This window comes from Janthinobacterium longum, from assembly GCF_051380735.1.
GTDB lineage: Bacteria > Pseudomonadota > Gammaproteobacteria > Burkholderiales > Burkholderiaceae_D > Janthinobacterium.
Map to the genome: position 1 here is coordinate 963,176 of NZ_JBNYXQ010000001.1, position 19,322 is coordinate 982,497.

Genomic DNA, 19,322 nt, shown 5'->3' on the forward strand with positions numbered 1-19,322 from the left:
TACGTCAATACTGCTTCGGGGCCGCCAGCAGAGGTCTATTCTAACAAAGGTCTGATTCACATGCCCGATTTATCCAGCGTCAACGACACCGAACCGACAGTCGTTACCTTCCCCGATTCGCCGTTCAAGCTGCACCAGCCCTTTCTGCCGGCCGGCGACCAACCGACCGCGATCGCGCAATTGTCCGAAGGCATCAACGACGGCCTGGCCTTCCAGACCCTGCTCGGCGTGACGGGCTCGGGCAAGACCTATACGATGGCCAATGTGATCGCCCGCATGGGCCGCCCGGCCATCATCTTTGCGCCGAACAAGACCCTGGCCGCGCAGCTGTACAGCGAGTTCCGCGACTTCTTCCCGCAAAACGCGGTCGAATACTTCGTCAGCTACTACGATTACTACCAGCCGGAAGCGTACGTGCCGCAGCGCGACCTGTTCATCGAGAAAGATTCCTCGATCAACGAGCATATCGAGCAGATGCGCCTGTCGTGCACCAAGTCGCTGATGGAGCGACGCGACGTAGTGATCGTCGCCACCGTCTCGGCCATCTACGGTATCGGTAATCCGAACGAATACCACCAGATGATCCTGACCTTGCGCGTGAAGGATAAAGTCAGCCAGCGCGACGTGATCGCGCGCCTGATCCAGATGCAATACACGCGCAATGAAGTCGACTTCGGGCGCGGCACGTTCCGCGTGCGCGGCGACACCATCGATATCTTCCCGGCCGAGCACGCCGAACTGGCGGTGCGCCTGGAAATGTTCGACGACGAGATCGAATCGATCCAGCTGTTCGACCCGCTGACGGGCCGCGTACGCCAGAAGATCCCCCGCTTTACGGTGTACCCTGGTTCGCACTACGTTACGCCACGCTCGACCGTGCTGCGCGCCGTCGAAACCATCAAGGAAGAACTGCGCGAGCGCCTGGAATTTTTCCGCAAGGAAAACAAACTGATCGAAGAACAGCGGTTGGAGCAGCGCACCCGTTTTGACCTGGAAATGATGGCCGAGATCGGCTTTACCAAGGGCATCGAAAACTATTCTCGCCATCTGAGCGGCGCCCTGCCCGGCCAGCCGCCACCTACCCTGGTCGACTATCTGCCGCCCGACGCCATCATGTTCCTCGACGAGTCGCATGTGCTGACCGGCCAGCTGAGCGCCATGTACAACGGCGACCGTTCGCGCAAGACCAACCTGGTCGATTACGGCTTCCGCCTGCCGTCGGCACTCGACAACCGGCCCTTGAAATTCGAGGAATTCGAACAGAAGATGCGCCAGACGATTTTTGTCTCGGCCACGCCGGCCGAGTACGAAAGACAGCACTCCGACCAGGTGGTGGAACAGGTGGTGCGTCCAACCGGCCTGGTCGACCCGCAGATCATCGTGCGTCCGGCCAGCAGCCAGGTCGATGACCTGATGTCGGAAATCGTCGAGCGCATCAAGAAAGACGAGCGCGTGCTGGTCACCACCCTGACCAAGCGCATGTCCGAGCAGCTGACCGAATACCTGAGCGACCATGGCATCAAGGTGCGCTACCTGCACAGCGATATCGAAACCGTGGAGCGCGTGGAAATTTTGCGCGACCTGCGCCTGGGCACGTTTGACGTACTGGTCGGCATCAACTTGCTGCGCGAGGGCCTGGACTTGCCCGAAGTGTCACTGGTGGCCATCCTCGACGCCGACAAGGAAGGCTTTTTGCGTTCCGAACGCAGCCTGATCCAGACCATCGGCCGCGCCGCACGCAACCTGAACGGCACGGCGATCCTGTACGGCGACCGCATTACCGATTCCATGCGCCGCGCCATCGACGAAACGGAACGGCGCCGCGCCAAGCAGATCGCCTTCAACACCGCCAACAACATTATCCCGATCGGCGTGAAAAAATCGATCCGTGAAATGATCGACGGCGTCTACAGCCCGCAGGAAGCGCGCGACAACCTGCAGGTGGCGCAGGAAGCCGCCAAGTTCGAGGCCATGAGCGAAAAACAGGTCAGCAAGGAAATCAAGCGGCTGGAAAAACTGATGGTCGACCACGCCAAGAACCTGGAGTTCGAAAAAGCCGCGCAGGTACGCGACCAGCTGCATATCCTCAAGCAGCAGCTGTTCGGCGCGCCCGGTACCGACAATGTGACGTCGATCCTGGGCAAATAGCCATCCGCCTTACGGCGCCCGCACGAAGGCCGTCACGGCATCGACCAGCGCGGGTGCCAGCGGCAAATGCGGGTTGCTGTAGGACGGCAGTTGCTGCGTCAGGTCGCCACTGACCAGCTTCAGTACATGGTTCATGCCCGGTACAATCACCAGCTTCGCCTTCGGTGCAGCAGCCGACAAGGCCTGGGCGTCCGCCACCGACACCTGCAAATCACTGCTTCCCTGCACTATCAACACCGGCATGCGCAAGGCGCCCACCGCCGCGCGCGGGTCGACCTTCAACGTTGAGATCAGATACGGCTGCACCGAAGGGCGGTACAGCGCCAGCAGGGCTGGCGGCACGTCGGCTACCTGCTCGCCGCGCTTGAGCGCCAGCAAGATGCGCTCGTTCTGCGCATACAGGTCAGCCGGCAGGCGTGGTTTGAGCTGCGCGCGCAGTATGTCGTCCAGCGCGCTGCCCGCAGCGGCCATCAATACACAACCGTCGACCTGCGCCTGCCGGCAGGCGACCATTGCGATCAGCGCGCCTTCGCTATGGCCGGCCATCACGATGCGCGTAAAGCGTGAATCGGCGCGCAGCTGGCGCAGCCATGCGGTGGCGTCATCGATGTAGTTGTCCAGGCGCAAATCGGCTTCGCGCACACCAGGCAGGGCGCTGGCACCGACGCCACGCTTGTCATAGCGCACCGATGCGATGCCGGCGTGCGCCAGCGCATCGGCGACCATGCGCAAGGAATCATTGTGCCCAGGTAGCGCGGCGCTGTTGCCATCGCGGTCGGTGGGGCCGGAACCGGCATGCAGCAGCACCACCGGCACCCTGCCCTCGACCTCGGGTAGCGACAAAGTGCCATGCAGCGCGCCACCGGGCACTGCCAGCGTCACCTCCTGTTCGCCGGCGGCGGCATGTGCCGGCAAGGCCAGCATCATGACCAGCACACCACATATCCATCGCTTCATTTCAATTCTCCCTTTTATTGAACATCGAGCTGCTTGTACTGCAGCAGCGAATACAGCACGGCCACCGGCGCCCAGGCAATCGCCGGCACCAGCAGCAGCCAGCCGGGTACGCCCGCCGCCAGCAAACCCAAGCCCAGCAAGCCGCTGCCGACCATCAGCCTGGCTGCCAAGCGGTGCGTGGCATACCACACGCGCTCGCTCGACAAGGTCCACGGCGTGCGGATACCCAGATAAAAATTGCGGCGCACCTTGCCCATCGGATTGCCGGCCAGTATCAGCATCACGAACAGCCCGGCCGGCACTGCACGGTCGATCGGCACTGCCATGCCGATGGCACTGGCCAGCACCAGAGACTGCACATAAGCGAGCAGCACCAGCACGATGCCGAAGTTGTAGTAGTAGGTCGATTCGAACCTCGCTATGCCATGATCGCGCGGCGACAGTGATGGCAACACCAAGGCCAGCAGCGTGATGACCGCCATCAGCCCCGGTCCCAGCAGCCACAGCACCGCACGCGGCGCATAACTGTCGGCCTCGCCACGCCAGTTCCAGTGCACAGCCACTACCTCGGGCAACTGCGGCCAGGCATACACGATGGCGGCACTGACGGCCGCAATCATCAACAGGCTCAGGGCGATAAAGCGCGCTTTCATCATTTGCTCTCCTTTTGGTGAACATCGGTCAGGTCCAGCATCCACGCCAGCACATCCTGCAACACGGTGGTATTGAGTCCGTACCAGATGGTCTGGCCTTCGCGCCGGCGCGTGATCAGGTCGGCTTCAGACAGCACGGAAAAATGGTGCGACATGGTGGGTTTGCTCATGTCGAAGTTGGCAGCCAGGTCACCGGCCGTCATCTCGCCGGCCCGCAGCAAGCGCAGGATTTCACGCCGTGCAGGGTCGGCAATTGCCTTGAAAGCGAGGTTGGTGGCACTCATATTAAGACATGCATCTAATTAGATAATGATCTAAATATAATCAAGATCGCCAGGCTGGTCAAGCATCTTGTTAAAATTACGGCAAGGAATAATCGAGTTCGTAAAAATGCTGGCCGGCTTCGATGCGGATGGCCATCGTGCCGCTGATGCCCTCAAGCTGGCCGGTACCGGAATGCGGCACGATCACAATGCTCAATTGCTGCTTGCCGTCGGCCATGGTGCCGGCGTGCTGCACCACGAAGCTGCCCTGCCGGCCCTGCAATACGCCGGTAATCGCCTCGATGGCAACATAGCCGGCCGCGCCTTTGGTATCGGTGACGGCACTGAGCATCTCGCCGCTGGCAGTGGCTGCCAGCTCGCCCGCATACACCTTCTCCAGCAGCATACGGCCCAGCGCCGTGCGCCCGGATTGTTGCGGCGTGGCAGCCGGTGTCATGATGACGCTGAAGCTTCCTGAAACACGGGTACTCATGCGATGATCTCCTTGCATCTGCGGCGCAGCGAGGGCGGGCGCCGCCAATTGACAAAATGCGGCAAACAGGCAGCCCAGTATGGGGAGAACAGCGCCACAGGGTTTCATGATTTCTTTCCATCAAAACGAAAACACCAGCCTAACGCCACACGAGAGCATCATATTGGATAAAGCCGACAGCACCATCAATTTACTGACAGAACTCGAACACGCCCCCAAAGGCATCGTCGATCCGCGCGCTACGGCACGCAGGATACGGCTGGCAACCTACCCGCCTGCTGCCCCGCTGGCGCCGTTTGTGGATTATTTCTGGGTAGTGCAATGGGACCTGCGCGGCCGTGCGCCGGAGACACAGCGCGTGCTGCCGTATCCGAATGCGCACCTGGTGTTCGATACCGGCCGCACGGCCATTCATGGCGTGGTGCGTGGCGCGTTTGAGCGGCCTCTGGCAGGCGCTGGCAAGGTAGTGGGCATGCGGTTCGCGCCGGGTGGCCTGCGCCCTTTTATTGGCCAGCCGCTGTCGTCATTTACCGACAGCACGATCGCCGCCGATGCGCTGCTGGGCATGCTGGCCGGGCTTGCGGAGTTGCTGGTATTGCAGCAACCGGACGACAGCGCGATGGTGGCACAAGCCCAGGCAATGCTGCTGGCGGCACTGCCGGAAATCGATGACGCGGCGCGCCTGGCTAGCAGCTTGGCCGGCAGGCTGGCCGCAGCGGTGGCGGCGCCGAACGGCCCTGCCAGCGTTACACAGCTATGTGAAAAAATGGCGATCAGCGAGCGCCGCCTGCAGCGCCTGTTCGCCGACCAGATCGGCGTCAGCCCGAAATGGGTCATCCAGCGCTATCGCCTGCAAGAGGCGATCTGGCGGCTGGCCCAGCCCGATGCACCCGACCTGGCCAGCCTGGCGTTGGAGCTGGGCTTTTTTGACCAGGCGCATTTCAGCGGAAAATTCACGGCACTGGTCGGCAGCACGCCGCTCGACTATCGCCGCTCGCAACTGCCCGCAGCAGGCGCAGCATTCAAATAGGCGGCCAGCCAGCCCAGCCCCTCCTCGGTGCGCCCGCGCGGACGGTATTCGCAACCGACCCAGCCGTCGTAGCCGAGTTCGTCGAGCAGCGCAAACAGATACGGGTAATTGACTTCACCATTATCAGGTTCATTGCGCGCCGGCACGCTGGCGATCTGCACATGGCCGATGCCGTCAAAGTGCTGCCTGAACTTCATGGCGATATCGCCTTCGACGATCTGCGTGTGATAAAAATCCATCTGTACCCTGACATTGGGCGCACCCGATTCCAGGCGCAGCGCATGGGCCTGCGCCTGCGTCACGAGGAAGTAGCCAGGCATGTCGCGCCCGTTGATCGGCTCGATCAGCAGTTCGATACCGTGCTCGCCGACGGCCCTGGCAGCGTAGTTCAAATTGGCCAGGTAGGTGGCTTGGTGCAGCGCCAGGTCGGCGCCCGCTGGCACCAGCCCCGCCATCATGTGCAGACGCGGGGTGCCCAACGCCAGCGCATAGTCGATGGCCTGCGCCACGCCCGTGCGAAACTCCTTTTCGCGGCCCGGCAGCGAAGCGAGGCCGCGCTCGCCCGCCGCCCAGTCGCCTGGCGGCAGGTTGAACAGCACATTCTGCAGGCCATGCTCGCGCAGCCAGCCGGCCACGTCCGGCGCCGCATGCTCGTACGGGAACAGGAATTCGACACCCTGGAAGCCGGCGCCGGCAGCCGCAGCAAAGCGCTGCGGAAAAGGCACTTCATTGAACATCATGGTGAGGTTGGCGGCAAAACGGGGCATGCGGGTCTCCTTGAATTTGTCTGCACCGGGTTCGACAGTGTATGCCAGGCGCGCTTACGCTGGCCGCCGCTGCCTGACGGTGCTGGCGGCCAGCATGTCGAACAGGGTGCGTGAGGCCGGCGGCATCGCGTGCCGATGCTTGCTGATCAGGCCCAGCGTACGCTTGACGGCGGGATGAATCAGCGGCACGCCAACCACCATGCTTTGCCGCTCCGGCAGGATGGACAGGGCCGGTACGGCGGCAACGCCCAGGCCCGCCTCCACCAGCGCCAGCACGCCCGACACGTGATTGACCTCGCACGATATCCACGGGTGCTTTTCCACACCCGACAGCGCGGCGTCGAGCACGCTGCGGTTGCCGCTGGACTTGGCCACGGCGATATAGCGTTCATTGACGGTATCCTTCCAGCTCAGCTTCTTGCGCCCGGCCAGCCGATGGTCGTGCCGCATCGCCAGCACATAGTTCTCGACATAAATCGGCTGGAACAGAATTTCCGGATTTTCCGCACCCGTAAAGCAGATGCCGAAGTCTGCCTCGCCGGCCAGCACGAGATTGAGCACATCCTGCGCACTTTCGTCATGCACGCGCACGCGAATTTTTGGGAACTGCGTGCTGAAGCGCTGGAGCACGTCGGGCAAAAAATGCCGGACGGCCGACGGCACGCAGGCAAACGTCACCGTGCCGGTGCGGTGCGCGGCAAGGTCGGCCACGCCCAGCACGGCGTCCTCGAGGCCGTTGAGCGCGTCGCGCACGTTCACCAGGAAAACCTGTCCCACATTCGTCAGTTGCACGCGCCGCGTGGTGCGTTCGAACAGCCTGACCCCCAGCACATCCTCAAGTTTATCGATGCGGCGGCTGAGCGCCGGCTGCGAAATAAAAAGATCGGCGGCGGCCTGGCGAAAGCTGTTGCGCTCGGCCACGGCGACAAAAGCCTGGAGATCGTGGAGATCATAATTGATGCGCTGCATGCATTAATCCCTGGAAAAATTGCAATTATCAAATAATGCCATTTCAACGATGATGGGGCATGAATAACGCCTCGCCAAGGCGGCATCGCCAAAAAAATGGAGACCTGAGCTTCTTCCCCTATCTGGAAAAGTCTGTCTCGCCGCGTGCCGCCTTTTACCTCGAATCGGACTGCATGGCGTGGCCCTGCCGCCGGGTCACATGGAAAACTTTTAACACAGGAGCACTACCATCTCTTACCCCACTCTGCTGCAAACATCGCGTCCACTGCTCGCCGCACTGGCGCTGCTCGCCGCCGGCATGACCCAGGCGGCCGACATCCGCGTAGTCAGCTCGGGCGGCTTCGCTCAGGCCTATAAAAACCTGGCGCCCGCATACGAGCGCGCCAGCGGCGACCATCTGCAGTCCGAATGGGGGCCATCGATGGGCACGACCAAAAATGCCATTCCCGCACGACTGGCGCGCGGCGAACAGATCGACGTCGTCATCATGGTCGGCGATGCGCTCGACAAGCTGATGCAGGAAGGCCGCCTGGTCCCCGGCAGCAAGGTCGTGCTGGCAAACTCGCCGATTGCCTGCGCGGTGCGCCACGGTGCGGCCAAGCCGGACATCAGCACCACCGAAGGCCTGCGCAAAGCCTTCCTGCTGGCGAACAAGGTGGCCTATTCGGACAGCGCCAGTGGCGAATACATCGAGAAGCAGCTGATGAACAAGCTGCAGATCGCCGAGCAGATGCAGGGCAAGGCAGCCAGGATTCCTGCCACCCCGGTCGGTGAAATCATCGCCCACGGCCAGGCCGATTTTGGCTGCCAGCAGCGCAGCGAACTGATGCCGGTCGAAGGCATCGACATCGTCGGCCTGCTGCCGGCAGAAGTGCAGATGATGACCGAATTTTCTGCCGCGCTGGTGCGCGATGCCAGACAGCCGGTAGCCGGACGCTCCCTGCTGCGTTTTCTGGCCTCGCCCGCCAGCTCCGGCGCCATTGAGGCCACCGGACTGCAGCCCGTGGCGGTGCCAGCGCCCATACCGGCAACACACTAAACGGTTACACTTCGTTCTTCACAACAGGTATTAACAGGTAAACCATGGCCATTCATTCTACCGCCACACCCGTCGCCGAAGCCGTGCCGCCGCGCGTGCCCGGGCGCGCGCCCTCGCGTATCGCCACCGTCATCCGGGTGACGAGCGGGAACTTCATCGAAATGTACGATTTTTTTCTGTTCGGCTTTTATGCGACGTATATTTCCAAGGCGTTCTTTCCCGCCACCAGCGAATTTGCCGCCCTGATGATGACCTTCGCCACCTTTGGCGCAGGGTTTTTCATGCGTCCGCTCGGCGCCATTATCCTCGGCAGCTATGTCGACCGCATCGGCCGGCGCAAGGGCCTGGTGCTGACCCTGGCCATCATGGCGTCCGGCACGGCGCTGATCGCCTTCGTGCCCGGCTACGCCACCATCGGCCTGCTGGCGCCGTTGCTGGTGCTGCTCGGGCGCCTGCTGCAAGGCTTCTCCGCCGGGGTTGAACTCGGTGGTGTGTCGGTCTACCTGTCCGAGATGGCGACACCAGGCAACAAGGGCTATTACGTCAGCTGGCAATCGGCCAGCCAGCAGGTTGCCATCATCTTTTCAGCGGCGCTCGGCTACTTCCTCAACCAGACCCTGAGCCCGGCCTTTATCGCCGACTGGGGCTGGCGCATCCCCTTCTTCATCGGCTGCTCGATCATCCCGGTGGTGTTCTATATCCGCAGCTCGCTGCAGGAGACCGAGGCCTACCTGTCGCGCAAGTCGCATCCGACCTTCCGCCAGATGTTGAAGACCATCGGCCTGAACTGGCCGCTGGTGGTGACCGGCGCGATGCTGGTGGTGCTGACCACGGTAGCGTTCTACCTGATCACCGTCTACACGCCGACCTTCGGCAAGAGCGTGCTCAAACTGAGCACCGAGGAGAGCCTGCTCGTCACGCTGTGCGTCGGCCTGTCGAACTTTATCTGGCTACCGGTGATGGGTGCGCTGTCGGACCGCATCGGCCGCTGGCCCATCATGGCGCTCTGCGCGGCGCTGACCATGCTGACCGCTTATCCCTCGCTGTCCTGGCTGGTCGGCCACCCCAGCTTCAACCATATGGTGATAGTGGAATTGTGGTTTTCCTTCCTGTACGGCAGCTACAACGGCGCCACCATCGTCGCACTGACAGAGATCATTCCGGCCAGCGTGCGCACTACCGGCTTTTCGCTCGCCTACAGTCTGGCCACCGCGCTGTTCGGTGGCCTGACGCCGCTGGTATCGACCTTGCTGATCGAGAGCACTGGCGACAAGGCTGCGCCAGGCTACTGGATGGCGGGCGCCGGCGCCATCAGCCTGCTGGCTACCTGGCTGGTCTACCGCGGCATCGTCAGGGAACGCCATCCCATGCCGGCTTGATGCGGCCCAACAGGATCAAGGCCAGGCTGGCCGGCGCATCTTGAACAGGCGGTCCGCCGTGATTTCAAAATAATCGGCCGGACCGCCGGCGCGCAAGATGGGCGCTGCGGCGGCCGTGTCGTACACGCCATCGACCAGCAGGTGGCGCGCAATATGCACGCCCACCACCTCACCCAGCACCAGCCAGCTGCCGACGCCGTCGCCATTGAGGCCCTGCAGTTCAATGATCTGCGTGCGCCGGCATTCGAACGACACCGGACTTTCGGCCACGCGCGGCACCGCTATCATGCGCGAAGCGACCGGCGTCAGGCCGGCCAGCGCGAACTCATCGACTTCCGGCGGCGCCGGCGTACAGCTGGCATTCATCGCCTCGGCCAGCGGCCGCGTCGCCAGGTTCCACACGAATTCGCCGTTCTCTTCAATATTGCGCAAGGTGTCCTTGCGGCCGATGCTGGCAAAGCCGATCAGCGGCGGCGTGTAATTGAAGGCATTGAAAAAACTGTAGGGCGCAAGGTTCAGCACGCCGGCATTGCTGCGCGTGGCGATCCAGCCGATCGGACGCGGCCCGACAATCGCGTTGAAAGGATCGTGCGGCAGGCCGTGGCCGTGGGCAGGCTCGTAAAAATGGATGTGATCGCTCATGGGGTTTCCTGTGATGGTGGTCGGGGCCAAAAATGGCAGCTTAACAAAATCATCGAGCTTTGGTATTCATGCGCCATTTTTCGAACTCCCGGCGATATTGCACACTGCCATCGGCGAGCTGCAGAAGTACAATACATTCGACCATTTCCTTCCGCAACCATGCAAAATACCGACCATGAGCCGTGCACAAAACGAAATTCTGCTGGAAATCGACCAGTTCAAGCCTGGCCCTGCTGACGATTGGCGCGAGATGGATGCACTGCTATCGGAACTTTGGCAGGGGCAGGTCTGCGAAACTTGCCTGCCGTTCTTGTTTCGCGTTTTTGAACGATTCCCCCACGATGATGGCGCCGGCGTCCTGTGGGGCATCGTGCATGGGATTGAATCGACTGATCTGAATTACGAGCAAGCCCTGCGCGACTCGTTGTCGCGACAACCTTCCGAGCTCGGTCAGATCATGCTTCACCGTATCGATAAATGAAGACTTCCTGAGGTCCGGTCAGGCCAGATATGGGGTGGACTGGCACTGCGGCTGGGCAAACCATCCAAGCTGACCCGCATCACGCTCAAAAGAAGAATGGACGAAAGCCGCGATAAATCGCGCAAACCGGCAAGCTGACATGCGGCACGGCGCATCTTGCGCTACCTTCGGGAGCACCATCTGCATTACCTGCGAAAGCTGTTTACAGCACTGTTGCAAATTTGCATACTGGTGCCTCTTCCATCCCGCAAGCACACAGCAGATGAGCATCCACCCAGCGCAGCGCAACTTTATGATCGGCCATCGCCATCAAGGCTGGCGTATTGCAGCCATCACCATCTTGCATCTGGCCGTATTCTGGGCTGCCACGCGGCCTGTGTACACCAGCATGGCCCCGGACCGGCGCGTGTGGATACAACTGGTGCAGCCGCAGCAGCCAGCAATGACGCCGCCAGCAATCCTCGCTCCCGGCCCTGCTGCGCCAGCGCTTCCTGCAAGAGCCCGGGAAACCCCCTCGGCATCAGCACCCGTATCAGCAACAGCTCCCGCACCAGCAGCGACAGGGACACCGGACCAGCCTGACAAACCTGAAGAGAACACACAGCCGGCGCCGCAGACGCCATCGACCGCCGTACCTACCCTGGCGCAGCAGGCCCTGCAAGCCGTCGGCGCCATCGACCGCCAGTTGCGCAAAGAGCATCCGCAGGAGTTCGTGGCGCCACCCGATACGCCGCAGGCACGCCTGGCGAAAGGCTTCGAGGAAGCGCATGCAGCGGTCCGGCCGAAGTGGCATGAGGCGGCCCGCATCGAGCTGTGGAGCGCACCGAACGACCCGAAACGCATTTACCGCGTCATTACGTCGAGCGGCGAATACTGCATTTATATGCCCGACAAGGGCAGCATGTCGCTGAACCTCAGCGCCCGGTCCGGTTATGCCGGCTTTGGCGGCGGTACGGCGGCGCCGTGTCCGATACGGTTTTAATCCAGTGAAAGCGCCAGCAGCGCGCTAATGCCGTTCAGTTGGCGCCCCTGCGTCACCATTAAACCTGCAAAATGGCTTAACGCCCCAGGCCAGCAATCCGCTGGGTGCTTTTCACTGCCAGGCGCGTGCCATCGGGCGAAAACTGCACGCCATAGGCGCAGCCCAGGTTCAGTGCCTTCATGGCCGCTCCAGGCGGTACACGACAGAATCGAGATCGTAGTGTTTTTCCCTGCCCGTGTACTGCATGCCCAGGCGCGTCATGACCTTGATCGAAGCGGCATTATCAGGGTGGGCCACGGCGACCAAAAACGGCGCGTTGATCACGTTGAAAGCATGATCGACGATGGCGGTGGCCGCCTCGCTGGCGTAGCCCTGCCCCCATCCTGCGCGCGCCAGGCGCCAGCCGATTTCGTGCGGCTGCGTTTTATCGCCGCCGAGATGCTGCAGGCAAGCCAGGCCGACCATGACTTCGTCGTCCTTGCGTATCAAGGCCCACCACGAATAGCCCCACTCGGCCCAGCGCCCCATGATGCGGACGACGGCGGCGCGCGTGTGCTCTTCCGTCTCGGGCTGGCCGGCATTGAGGTAAGTCATCACCTCGACATCGGAGTTCATGGCGTGCATGGCCTCGTAATGCTGCTCGGTGACGGGTTCGAGGCGCAGCCGCGCCGTGTGCAGTATGGTCATGCGCAATTCCTTGAGGCGAAAAAAAAGACGATACACGATCGTCTTTTTTCTGCCAACGCACAAGTAATGATTACTTGCCCGTTTCGCCTTTCTTGATCCACGCCGCCAGCTGGTGCGGGCGCAGGCCGTCATAGTCTTCGAACGGCTGATGGATCCACGGGTTGTGCGGCAGTTCTTCCAGGTAGTAGTCAGGGCGCACGACGGAGCAGCCCTTGAGCCAGATCACGGCCGATTTGACTTCGGTCACGCCCGGGAAATTGTCTTTGAGGTGACGCGTGACTTTGTCGAGCGTGACGCCCGAATCGGCCAGGTCATCGACCAGCAGGATGCGGCCAGCCAGCGGGCCCTTGGTCATCGTCATGTATTTGGCGATATCGAGGTCGCCCTGGGTCGTGCCTTTGTCTTCGCGATAGGAACTGGTCGACAGGATCGCCAGCGGCAAATCAAAAATGCGCGAGAATACGTCGCCGGGGCGCACGCCGCCGCGCGCCAGGCACAGCACCTGGTCAAACTTCCAGCCCGACTCATGAACCTTGAGCGCCAGGCGCTCGATCAGGCGGTGATATTCTTCCCAGTTCACCCACAGGTGCTGGTCATTGCTTTGTGGCGTAGTCATGATGTTCTGTCTTTATGCTTGGCTTGAAAAAATCCGCCTTGCGGCGGATTGGGTGCTACGCGTTTATTCGAACGGGTGGCGCAGGACGATCGTTTCTTCGCGATCCGGACCGGTCGAAACCATGTCCACCGGCACGCCGACCAGCTCTTCGATGCGCTTGATGTAAGCGCGCGCGGTAGCCGGCAGCGCGTCCATCGACTTGGCGCCGACCGTGCTTTCGGTCCAGCCCGGCATCTCTTCGTACACCGGCACGCAACGGGCTGCTTCTTCAGCGCCTGATGGGAAGATGTCGACCGACACGCCATCGATGGTGTAGCCGGTGCACAGCTTCAGCGTTTCGATACCGTCCAGCACGTCCAGCTTGGTCAGGCACATGCCCGACACGCCGTTGATCTGCACCGAGCGGCGCAGCAAGGCGGCGTCGAACCAGCCGCAGCGGCGGGCACGGCCCGTCACGGTGCCGAATTCATGGCCCACTTGCGCCAGATGATGGCCAACGCCGGCATCGGTCGGCAGTTCCGACGGGAATGGGCCCGAGCCGACGCGCGTGGTGTAGGCCTTGGTGATGCCCATGATGTAGTGCAGCATGCCAGGACCGACACCCGAACCGGCGGCGGCATTCCCGGCCACGCAGTTCGACGAGGTAACAAACGGATAGGTGCCGTGGTCGACGTCGAGCAGCGAACCCTGTGCACCTTCGAACAGCAGGTTGGCGCCGGCCTTGTGCGCTGCGTACAGCGCGCTCGACACGTCGGTCACCATCGGACGCAGGCGCGGCACATAGGCCAGCGCATCATCGAGGGTTTTCTGATAGTCGACTTTCGGCGCCTTCAGGTAATGTTCCAGCACGAAGTTATGGTAATCGAGGTTTTCGGCCAGCTTTTCGGCAAAGCGCTTCTCGTTGAGCAGGTCGGCGATACGGATCGCGCGGCGAGCCACTTTGTCTTCGTAGGCAGGGCCGATGCCCTTGCCGGTGGTGCCGATCTTTGCATCGCCACGCTTGGCTTCACGCGCCAGGTCGATCGCGGTGTGGTAAGGCAGGATCACGGGCGCCGCGTCCGACACTTTCAGGCGCGAGGCGACTTCGACGCCGACTTTTTCCAGCTTGTCGATTTCGCGCAGCACGTCCGGCACCGACACCACCACACCGTTACCGATGTAGCATGCCACGCCTGGACGCATGATGCCCGAAGGGATCAGTTGCAGCGCGGTCTTGACGCCACCGATGACCAGCGTGTGGCCTGCATTGTGGCCGCCCTGGAAGCGCACCACACCCTGGGCGTGATCGGTCAACCAGTCGACGATCTTGCCTTTACCTTCATCGCCCCATTGGGTGCCGATGACAACGACGTTCTTTGCCATAATTTTGTTTGACATCACTCAACCTAAGTTTTTAAGAATCCAGCTACTACCATTATCGGCAAGTACCAGCACGCGATCGCACTCGAACTCGTCTTGTTCATTACTGTGACCCGGCAAACTCTGGATCACGACCTCGCCCGCCTTGCGCAACTCGGCGATTTTTTCCTTCAATTCTGGCGCACTGCCCCACGGCGCGCGGATGGAATGCTTGCGCTCCGCGGTCGGCAACAGGCGCGCCAGTTCGCGCAAATCGAGCGAGAAGCCGGTCGCGGGACGAGCCCGGCCGAACGCTTCGCCGACGTGGTCATAACGGCCGCCGCGCGCAACCGCGTTCGGCAAGCCAGGTACATACAGCGCAAACATCGCGCCACTTTCATATTGGTAACCGCGCAGGTCGGCCAGGTCGATCGCCACTTCGGCGCGACCCAGTGCCGAGCCAGCCAGCGCAGCCAGTTCAGCCAGCGCCTTTTGCACGCCAGGCAATGGCGGCAGCACTTCGCGCGCACGCGCCAGCACGTCGATGTCGCCATACAGGTTCGGCAGAGCCAGCAGCGCGTCGCGCGTGACGGCATCGTAGGAGGCGGTCAGCGCGCGCAAGCCTGGCGCATCTTTTGCGCGCAGCAGGCTGAACAAGGCCGCTTCGTCGCGGCCGGCGGCGGCGTCCTGCGCAATAATAGCGCGCAACAGGCCGACGTGGGACAAATCGAGGCGCACGGCATCAAAACCAGCCAGTGCCAGCGAAGCGAGCGCCAGTTCCTGGATTTCGGCGTCCGCTTCCAGGCCGGCATGGCCGTAGATTTCGGCGCCGATCTGCAGCGGTTCGCGCGTCGCATGCAGGCCCGAAGGACGGGTATGCAGCACACTACCGGCGTAGCACAGGCGGGTGACGGTGGCGCGGTTGAGCAGGTGGGCGTCGATACGGGCCACTTGCGTGGTCATGTCGGCGCGCAGGCCGAGCATGCGGCCCGAGAGCTGGTCTACCAGCTTGAAGGTGCGCAGATCGGTATCCTTGCCGGCGCCGGTCATCAGCGACTCCAGATATTCGAGCAGCGGCGGCATCACCAGTTCATATCCGTAAAGACGGAAATTATCCAGCATGAGGCGGCGCAGCTCTTCGATCTTGCGCGCTTCCGACGGCAATACATCGGCAATATTTTCGGGCAAAAGCCAATTCGGCATGAGGGAGCGAGATACGGGAGAAAGTTGAAAAATGCATCAGGCGAGGCAGCGGCGGGCGCGCCAGGCAAGAGGCCGAACCTGATATTTTACGCGAAAAAGTGTGGTTACAGGGATAAGTTGTCGCCACGGCGATCACTGAAGGCAAAAAAAACGCCCTTTTCACCCGCCTGCATGGCCATCGCAGCCATAAAAAAAAAGCGGAGCCAGCATTGCTGCCGGCCCCGCTTCAAGTACTACTCTTGGATTACTTCTTCGGTGCGCTCGCCACGCCAGCCGAACCGCCAGCCTTGAAATACTTGAAGAACTCCGAGCTCGAATCAACCACCATCACATCGCCCTTGTCCTTGAACGTGGCGCGGTAGGCTTCGAGGCTGCGGTAGAACTTGTAGAACTCGGGATTGCGGCCAAACGCTTCGGCGTAGATTTGCGAAGCCTTGGCGTCGCCCTCGCCGCGCAGCTTCTCGGCTTCGCGGTAGGCTTCGGCCAGGATCACCGTACGCTGCTTGTCGGCATCGGCCCGGATCTTCTCGGAATCGGCCGAACCGGTGGAGCGCAGCTCATTGGCCACACGCACGCGCTCGGACTTCATGCGTTCGTACACCGAGTTGTTGATCTGCTCGACGTAGTCAACTCGCTTCAAACGCACATCAATGATCTCGACACCGATCGCTTTCGCTTCGGCCGACACCTTGGCCAGGATCGCTTCCATCACCTTGCCGCGCTGGCCCGAGATCACTTCGCGCACCGTGCGCTTGGTGATTTCGTCATTCAGCGCAGCCTTGACGATTTGCGACATGCGGTTACGGGCCGGATTTTCATCGCCGCCGAAGCTGCGGAAATACAGCAGCGGATCACCGATGCGCCATTTCACATAGGCATCGACCAGGATGTTTTTCTTCTCGGCCGTGATGAAGCGCTCCGGCTCAGGTGTATCCAGGGTCAGGATACGCTTGTCCAGATACAGCACGTTCTGGAACGGTGGCGGCAGCTTGAAGTACAAGCCCGGTTCGCGTATCACTTCCTTGACTTCACCGAGGGCGAAGACGACTGCGTATTTACGCTGGTCGACCACGAACACGGTCGACGACAACAGCATGATCGCGATAAAGCCCGCGATCAGGGCGGCTACGATACGGTTCATCAGCGGCTCTCCCGTTCACGCGAAGAGCGGCGCGTATTAACTTCGACTGTCGGCATGGCGTCCTGTGGCAAAACAGTGGTGGTGGCAGGGGCAGCGGTACGGGCGGCAGCGGCGCTGGCGTCGGTCGCGGCCGTCTGTGCGATCAGCTTGTCGAGCGGCAAATACAGCAGGTTGCTGCCGCTTTTCGCGTCGACCATAACCTTGCTGGCGCTGCTGAATACTTGCTGCATGGTTTCCAGGTACATGCGATCGCGCGTGACTGCCGGCGCTTTCTGGTACTCGACCAGCACCTGCTTGAAGCGCGACGCATTACCAGCAGCGTTCTCGGTCACCATGGCGCTGTACGCTTCGGCTTCTTCCATCAGGCGGAAGGCGGCGCCGCGCGCTTTCGGAATCACGTCGTTGGCGTAAGCCTGGCCTTCATTTTTCTGGCGTTCGCGATCCTGGCCCGCTTTCACGGCATCGTCAAACGCGGCTTGCACCTGTTCGGGCGGCTGCACCGCCTGCATGGTCACGTTGGTGATCAGCGCGCCGAGCTTGTAGCGGTCAACGATCTGCTGCATCAGCTTCTGGGTTTCATATGCGACTTTTTCGCGCCCTTCGTACAGCACGAAATCCATCTTGCTGCGGCCGACCACCTCGCGGATCGCCGTTTCGGCGACCTGGCGCAGGGTGTCTTCCTGGTCGCGATTCTGGAACAGCCAGTCGACCGGGCCCTTCAGCGTATATTGCACGGCGAACTGGATGTCGATAATGTTTTCATCGTCGGTCAGCATCAGCGACTCGCTGGCCTGCTTGTTGCGCAGCGACTGGCGGTAGCCGACTTCCACCGTACGCACCTGCGACACGTTGACGGTTTCGTCCGTCTGGAACGGATACGGCCAGCGCCAGTTGAGACCGGCCGGTGCGGTACGCGCGTATTTGCCGAACGTCATGACGACGCCATTCTGGCCCTCTTGCACGATAAAAGCGCCGCTGGCCAGCCAGATGAAGACGGCGATGACGCCGACCACGCCGGCGGTGATGCCGGCACCCTTCATATCCGGACGCGGGCCACCACCGTTGTTGTTGCCGCCGTTGCCGCCGTTGTCGGGACGATTCTTCTGGCCGAAAAAAGCATTCAGGCGCTGATTGAAATCGCGCCACAGCTGATCGAGGTCCGGCGGACCTTCGCCTGGCTTTTTGCCTTCTTGGGCTTTCTTGCCGTCGTCCTTGTTATTGCCCCAGCGGGGGTCATTCAGGGACAACTTCAAGCCTGTTTTTTTGAGTAGGGAGACAAGCATAACTATCGTGTTCCGACTTTGGAGTGGGTGGAAATACCATCGTCCGGGCCAATTTCTTTGGCCTGGTCCGGGGCGGCGCCATCGTGCTGGCCAGCTTGATCGTCTTGCTCCTGCGGCTCGTCGATCAACTGGCTGTCCTGTGCTGCATCGTACTGATAGAGGTGGGCGGAACGTGGCGCGCTCTTGGCCATCTCGACGATGGCCTCGCGCAACAAGTCCAGCCCGCTGCCCTTGTGCGCGCTGACGAACACACGGCTGAGCACGCCATTTTCATCGCGCTCAACCGAAGGCTCCAGCCCGGCCGCGTCGATCTTGTTCCACACCAGAATTTGCGGTATATGATCGGCGCCGATCTCTTGCAAGACCAGGTTAACCTGCTCGATCTGCTCCATGCGTACCGGCGACGAAGCGTCGACGACGTGCAGCAGCAGATCGGCGTGGATGGTTTCTTCCAGGGTGGCGCGGAACGCCGCCACCAGCTGGTGCGGCAATTCGCGCACAAAACCCACTGTGTCCGAGATCACCACGTTGCCCACTTCCTGGCCCAGATAAACCCGGCGCGAGGTAGTGTCGAGCGTGGCGAACAACTGGTCGGCCACATACACGCCGGCCTTGGTCACGGCGTTGAACAGGGTCGACTTGCCGGCATTGGTATAGCCGACCAGCGAGACTGAAAACGTGTGATTGCGGCCACGCGAACGGCGCTGCGTTTCGCGTTGCTTGTGCAGCTTTTCCAGCCGCGCGCGCAGCGCCTTGACACGGTCGCCGATCAGGCGGCGGTCGGTCTCGAGCTGCGTCTCGCCGGGGCCGCGCAAGCCGATACCGCCCTTTTGCCGCTCAAGGTGAGTCCAGCCGCGGATCAGGCGCGTGGCCAGATGCTGCAGCTGGGCCAGCTCGACCTGCAGCTTGCCCTCGTGGCTTTGCGCGCGTTGCGCAAAAATGTCGAGTATCAGGCTGGTACGGTCGAGCACCCGCACATTCAGGCGCTTTTCCAGATTGCGCTGCTGTGCCGGCGAAAGGGCGTGGTTGAAGATAACGATTTCCAGGCCATCGTTGACAACGGCGTCGCCAATCTCGTCAGCCTTGCCGCTACCGACAAAATAGGCGGAATCGGGACTGGAACGTTTGGCCGTGATGGTGGAAACCGGGTCGGCGCCAGCCGAGCGCGACAACAGCATGAGTTCCTCCATGCTGGCGGCAAAGTCGCTGTGACCGAAGTCAACTCCGACTAGTGCCGCGCGCATGATGGCA

20 protein-coding genes are annotated in these 19,322 nt (G+C 61.6%); 6 read left to right on the forward strand and 14 right to left on the reverse strand.

From position 1 onward, the window contains the following. Positions 1–60: 60 nt before the first annotated feature. Entirely contained in the window at positions 61–2,148 is a 2,088-nt protein-coding gene (gene uvrB, locus ACQ4WM_RS04425; protein WP_436545474.1) for an excinuclease ABC subunit UvrB, read from the forward strand. A 9-nt stretch (positions 2,149–2,157) separates the two neighbouring features. Here uvrB and ACQ4WM_RS04430 read toward each other — a convergent pair whose 3' ends face one another. From ACQ4WM_RS04430 to ACQ4WM_RS04445, 4 genes are all read right to left on the reverse strand, one after another. Next, positions 2,158–3,105: an alpha/beta hydrolase gene (locus ACQ4WM_RS04430; protein ID WP_436545475.1), complete on the reverse strand. Its 948-nt coding sequence runs from the start codon at positions 3,103–3,105 to the stop codon at positions 2,158–2,160. A 14-nt stretch (positions 3,106–3,119) separates the two neighbouring features. Then, positions 3,120–3,761: an SdpI family protein gene (locus tag ACQ4WM_RS04435; RefSeq protein ID WP_436545476.1), complete on the reverse strand. Its 642-nt coding sequence runs from the start codon at positions 3,759–3,761 to the stop codon at positions 3,120–3,122. After that, on the reverse strand, positions 3,758–4,042 hold the full coding sequence (locus tag ACQ4WM_RS04440; protein ID WP_436545477.1) for an autorepressor SdpR family transcription factor: 285 nt from the start codon (positions 4,040–4,042) through the stop codon (positions 3,758–3,760). Before ACQ4WM_RS04440 ends, ACQ4WM_RS04435 begins: the two co-directional genes overlap by 4 nt. A gap of 76 nt (positions 4,043–4,118) precedes the next feature. After that, on the reverse strand, positions 4,119–4,514 hold the full coding sequence (locus ACQ4WM_RS04445) for a DUF3224 domain-containing protein (protein ID WP_436545478.1): 396 nt from the start codon (positions 4,512–4,514) through the stop codon (positions 4,119–4,121). A 163-nt stretch (positions 4,515–4,677) separates the two neighbouring features. Here ACQ4WM_RS04445 and ACQ4WM_RS04450 point away from each other — a divergent pair, with 163 nt between their 5' ends. Next, positions 4,678–5,544 carry a DUF6597 domain-containing transcriptional factor gene (locus tag ACQ4WM_RS04450; protein ID WP_436545479.1) on the forward strand — a complete coding sequence of 289 codons (867 nt, stop codon included), beginning with the start codon at positions 4,678–4,680 and terminating at the stop codon, positions 5,542–5,544. Here the strand turns inward: ACQ4WM_RS04450 and otnI are convergent. Next, entirely contained in the window at positions 5,499–6,311 is an 813-nt protein-coding gene (gene otnI / locus ACQ4WM_RS04455) for a 2-oxo-tetronate isomerase (protein ID WP_436545480.1), read from the reverse strand. The genes ACQ4WM_RS04450 and otnI overlap by 46 nt on opposite strands. A 54-nt stretch (positions 6,312–6,365) precedes the next feature. After that, positions 6,366–7,280, reverse strand: a complete 915-nt coding sequence (locus tag ACQ4WM_RS04460; protein WP_436545481.1) for a LysR family transcriptional regulator — start codon at positions 7,278–7,280, stop codon at positions 6,366–6,368. 298 nt (positions 7,281–7,578) lie between these two features. On the opposite strand from ACQ4WM_RS04460, the gene ACQ4WM_RS04465 reads away from it, so the two are divergent. Further along, a complete protein-coding gene (locus tag ACQ4WM_RS04465; protein ID WP_436545482.1) occupies positions 7,579–8,319 on the forward strand; it encodes a substrate-binding domain-containing protein in 741 nt (246 codons plus the stop codon). 44 nt (positions 8,320–8,363) lie between these two features. Further along, on the forward strand, positions 8,364–9,698 hold the full coding sequence (locus ACQ4WM_RS04470; RefSeq protein WP_436545483.1) for an MFS transporter: 1,335 nt from the start codon (positions 8,364–8,366) through the stop codon (positions 9,696–9,698). A 15-nt stretch (positions 9,699–9,713) separates the two neighbouring features. On the opposite strand, the gene ACQ4WM_RS04475 is transcribed toward ACQ4WM_RS04470, so the two are convergent. Further along, the gene (locus ACQ4WM_RS04475) at positions 9,714–10,340 is read right to left on the reverse strand and encodes a flavin reductase family protein (protein WP_436545484.1); all 627 of its coding nucleotides are present in this window, start codon (positions 10,338–10,340) and stop codon (positions 9,714–9,716) included. Between ACQ4WM_RS04475 and ACQ4WM_RS04480 the strand changes: the two genes are divergently transcribed. Both ACQ4WM_RS04480 and ACQ4WM_RS04485 read left to right on the forward strand, forming a co-directional pair. Continuing rightward, the gene (locus ACQ4WM_RS04480) at positions 10,339–10,821 is read left to right on the forward strand and encodes a hypothetical protein (RefSeq protein ID WP_436545485.1); all 483 of its coding nucleotides are present in this window, start codon (positions 10,339–10,341) and stop codon (positions 10,819–10,821) included. The two genes, ACQ4WM_RS04475 and ACQ4WM_RS04480, sit on opposite strands and share 2 nt — an antisense overlap. 262 nt (positions 10,822–11,083) lie before the next feature. Continuing rightward, a complete protein-coding gene (locus ACQ4WM_RS04485) occupies positions 11,084–11,803 on the forward strand; it encodes a hypothetical protein (RefSeq protein ID WP_436545486.1) in 720 nt (239 codons plus the stop codon). Between the two features lie 177 nt (positions 11,804–11,980). On the opposite strand, the gene ACQ4WM_RS04490 is transcribed toward ACQ4WM_RS04485, so the two are convergent. The 7 genes from ACQ4WM_RS04490 to hflX form a co-directional block, all read right to left on the reverse strand. After that, entirely contained in the window at positions 11,981–12,490 is a 510-nt protein-coding gene (locus ACQ4WM_RS04490; RefSeq protein WP_436545487.1) for a GNAT family N-acetyltransferase, read from the reverse strand. 70 nt (positions 12,491–12,560) lie between these two features. Continuing rightward, positions 12,561–13,106, reverse strand: a complete 546-nt coding sequence (locus ACQ4WM_RS04495) for a phosphoribosyltransferase (RefSeq protein ID WP_436545488.1) — start codon at positions 13,104–13,106, stop codon at positions 12,561–12,563. Positions 13,107–13,169: 63 nt separating this feature from the next. Next, positions 13,170–14,483, reverse strand: a complete 1,314-nt coding sequence (locus ACQ4WM_RS04500; protein ID WP_436545489.1) for an adenylosuccinate synthase — start codon at positions 14,481–14,483, stop codon at positions 13,170–13,172. A gap of 3 nt (positions 14,484–14,486) precedes the next feature. After that, the gene (locus tag ACQ4WM_RS04505; RefSeq protein WP_436545490.1) at positions 14,487–15,647 is read right to left on the reverse strand and encodes an ATP phosphoribosyltransferase regulatory subunit; all 1,161 of its coding nucleotides are present in this window, start codon (positions 15,645–15,647) and stop codon (positions 14,487–14,489) included. Positions 15,648–15,891: 244 nt separating this feature from the next. After that, positions 15,892–16,788 (reverse strand): protease modulator HflC, encoded by an 897-nt coding sequence (hflC, locus tag ACQ4WM_RS04510; RefSeq protein WP_436545491.1) that lies wholly within the window; start codon positions 16,786–16,788, stop codon positions 15,892–15,894. After that, positions 16,788–18,071 carry an FtsH protease activity modulator HflK gene (gene hflK, locus ACQ4WM_RS04515; protein ID WP_436545492.1) on the reverse strand — a complete coding sequence of 428 codons (1,284 nt, stop codon included), beginning with the start codon at positions 18,069–18,071 and terminating at the stop codon, positions 16,788–16,790. The genes hflC and hflK overlap by 1 nt, the downstream gene beginning before the upstream one ends. Positions 18,072–18,073: 2 nt before the next feature. After that, complete coding sequence (gene hflX / locus ACQ4WM_RS04520) at positions 18,074–19,315, reverse strand: GTPase HflX (protein ID WP_436545493.1); 1,242 nt, start codon at positions 19,313–19,315, stop codon at positions 18,074–18,076. Positions 19,316–19,322 lie beyond the last annotated feature (7 nt).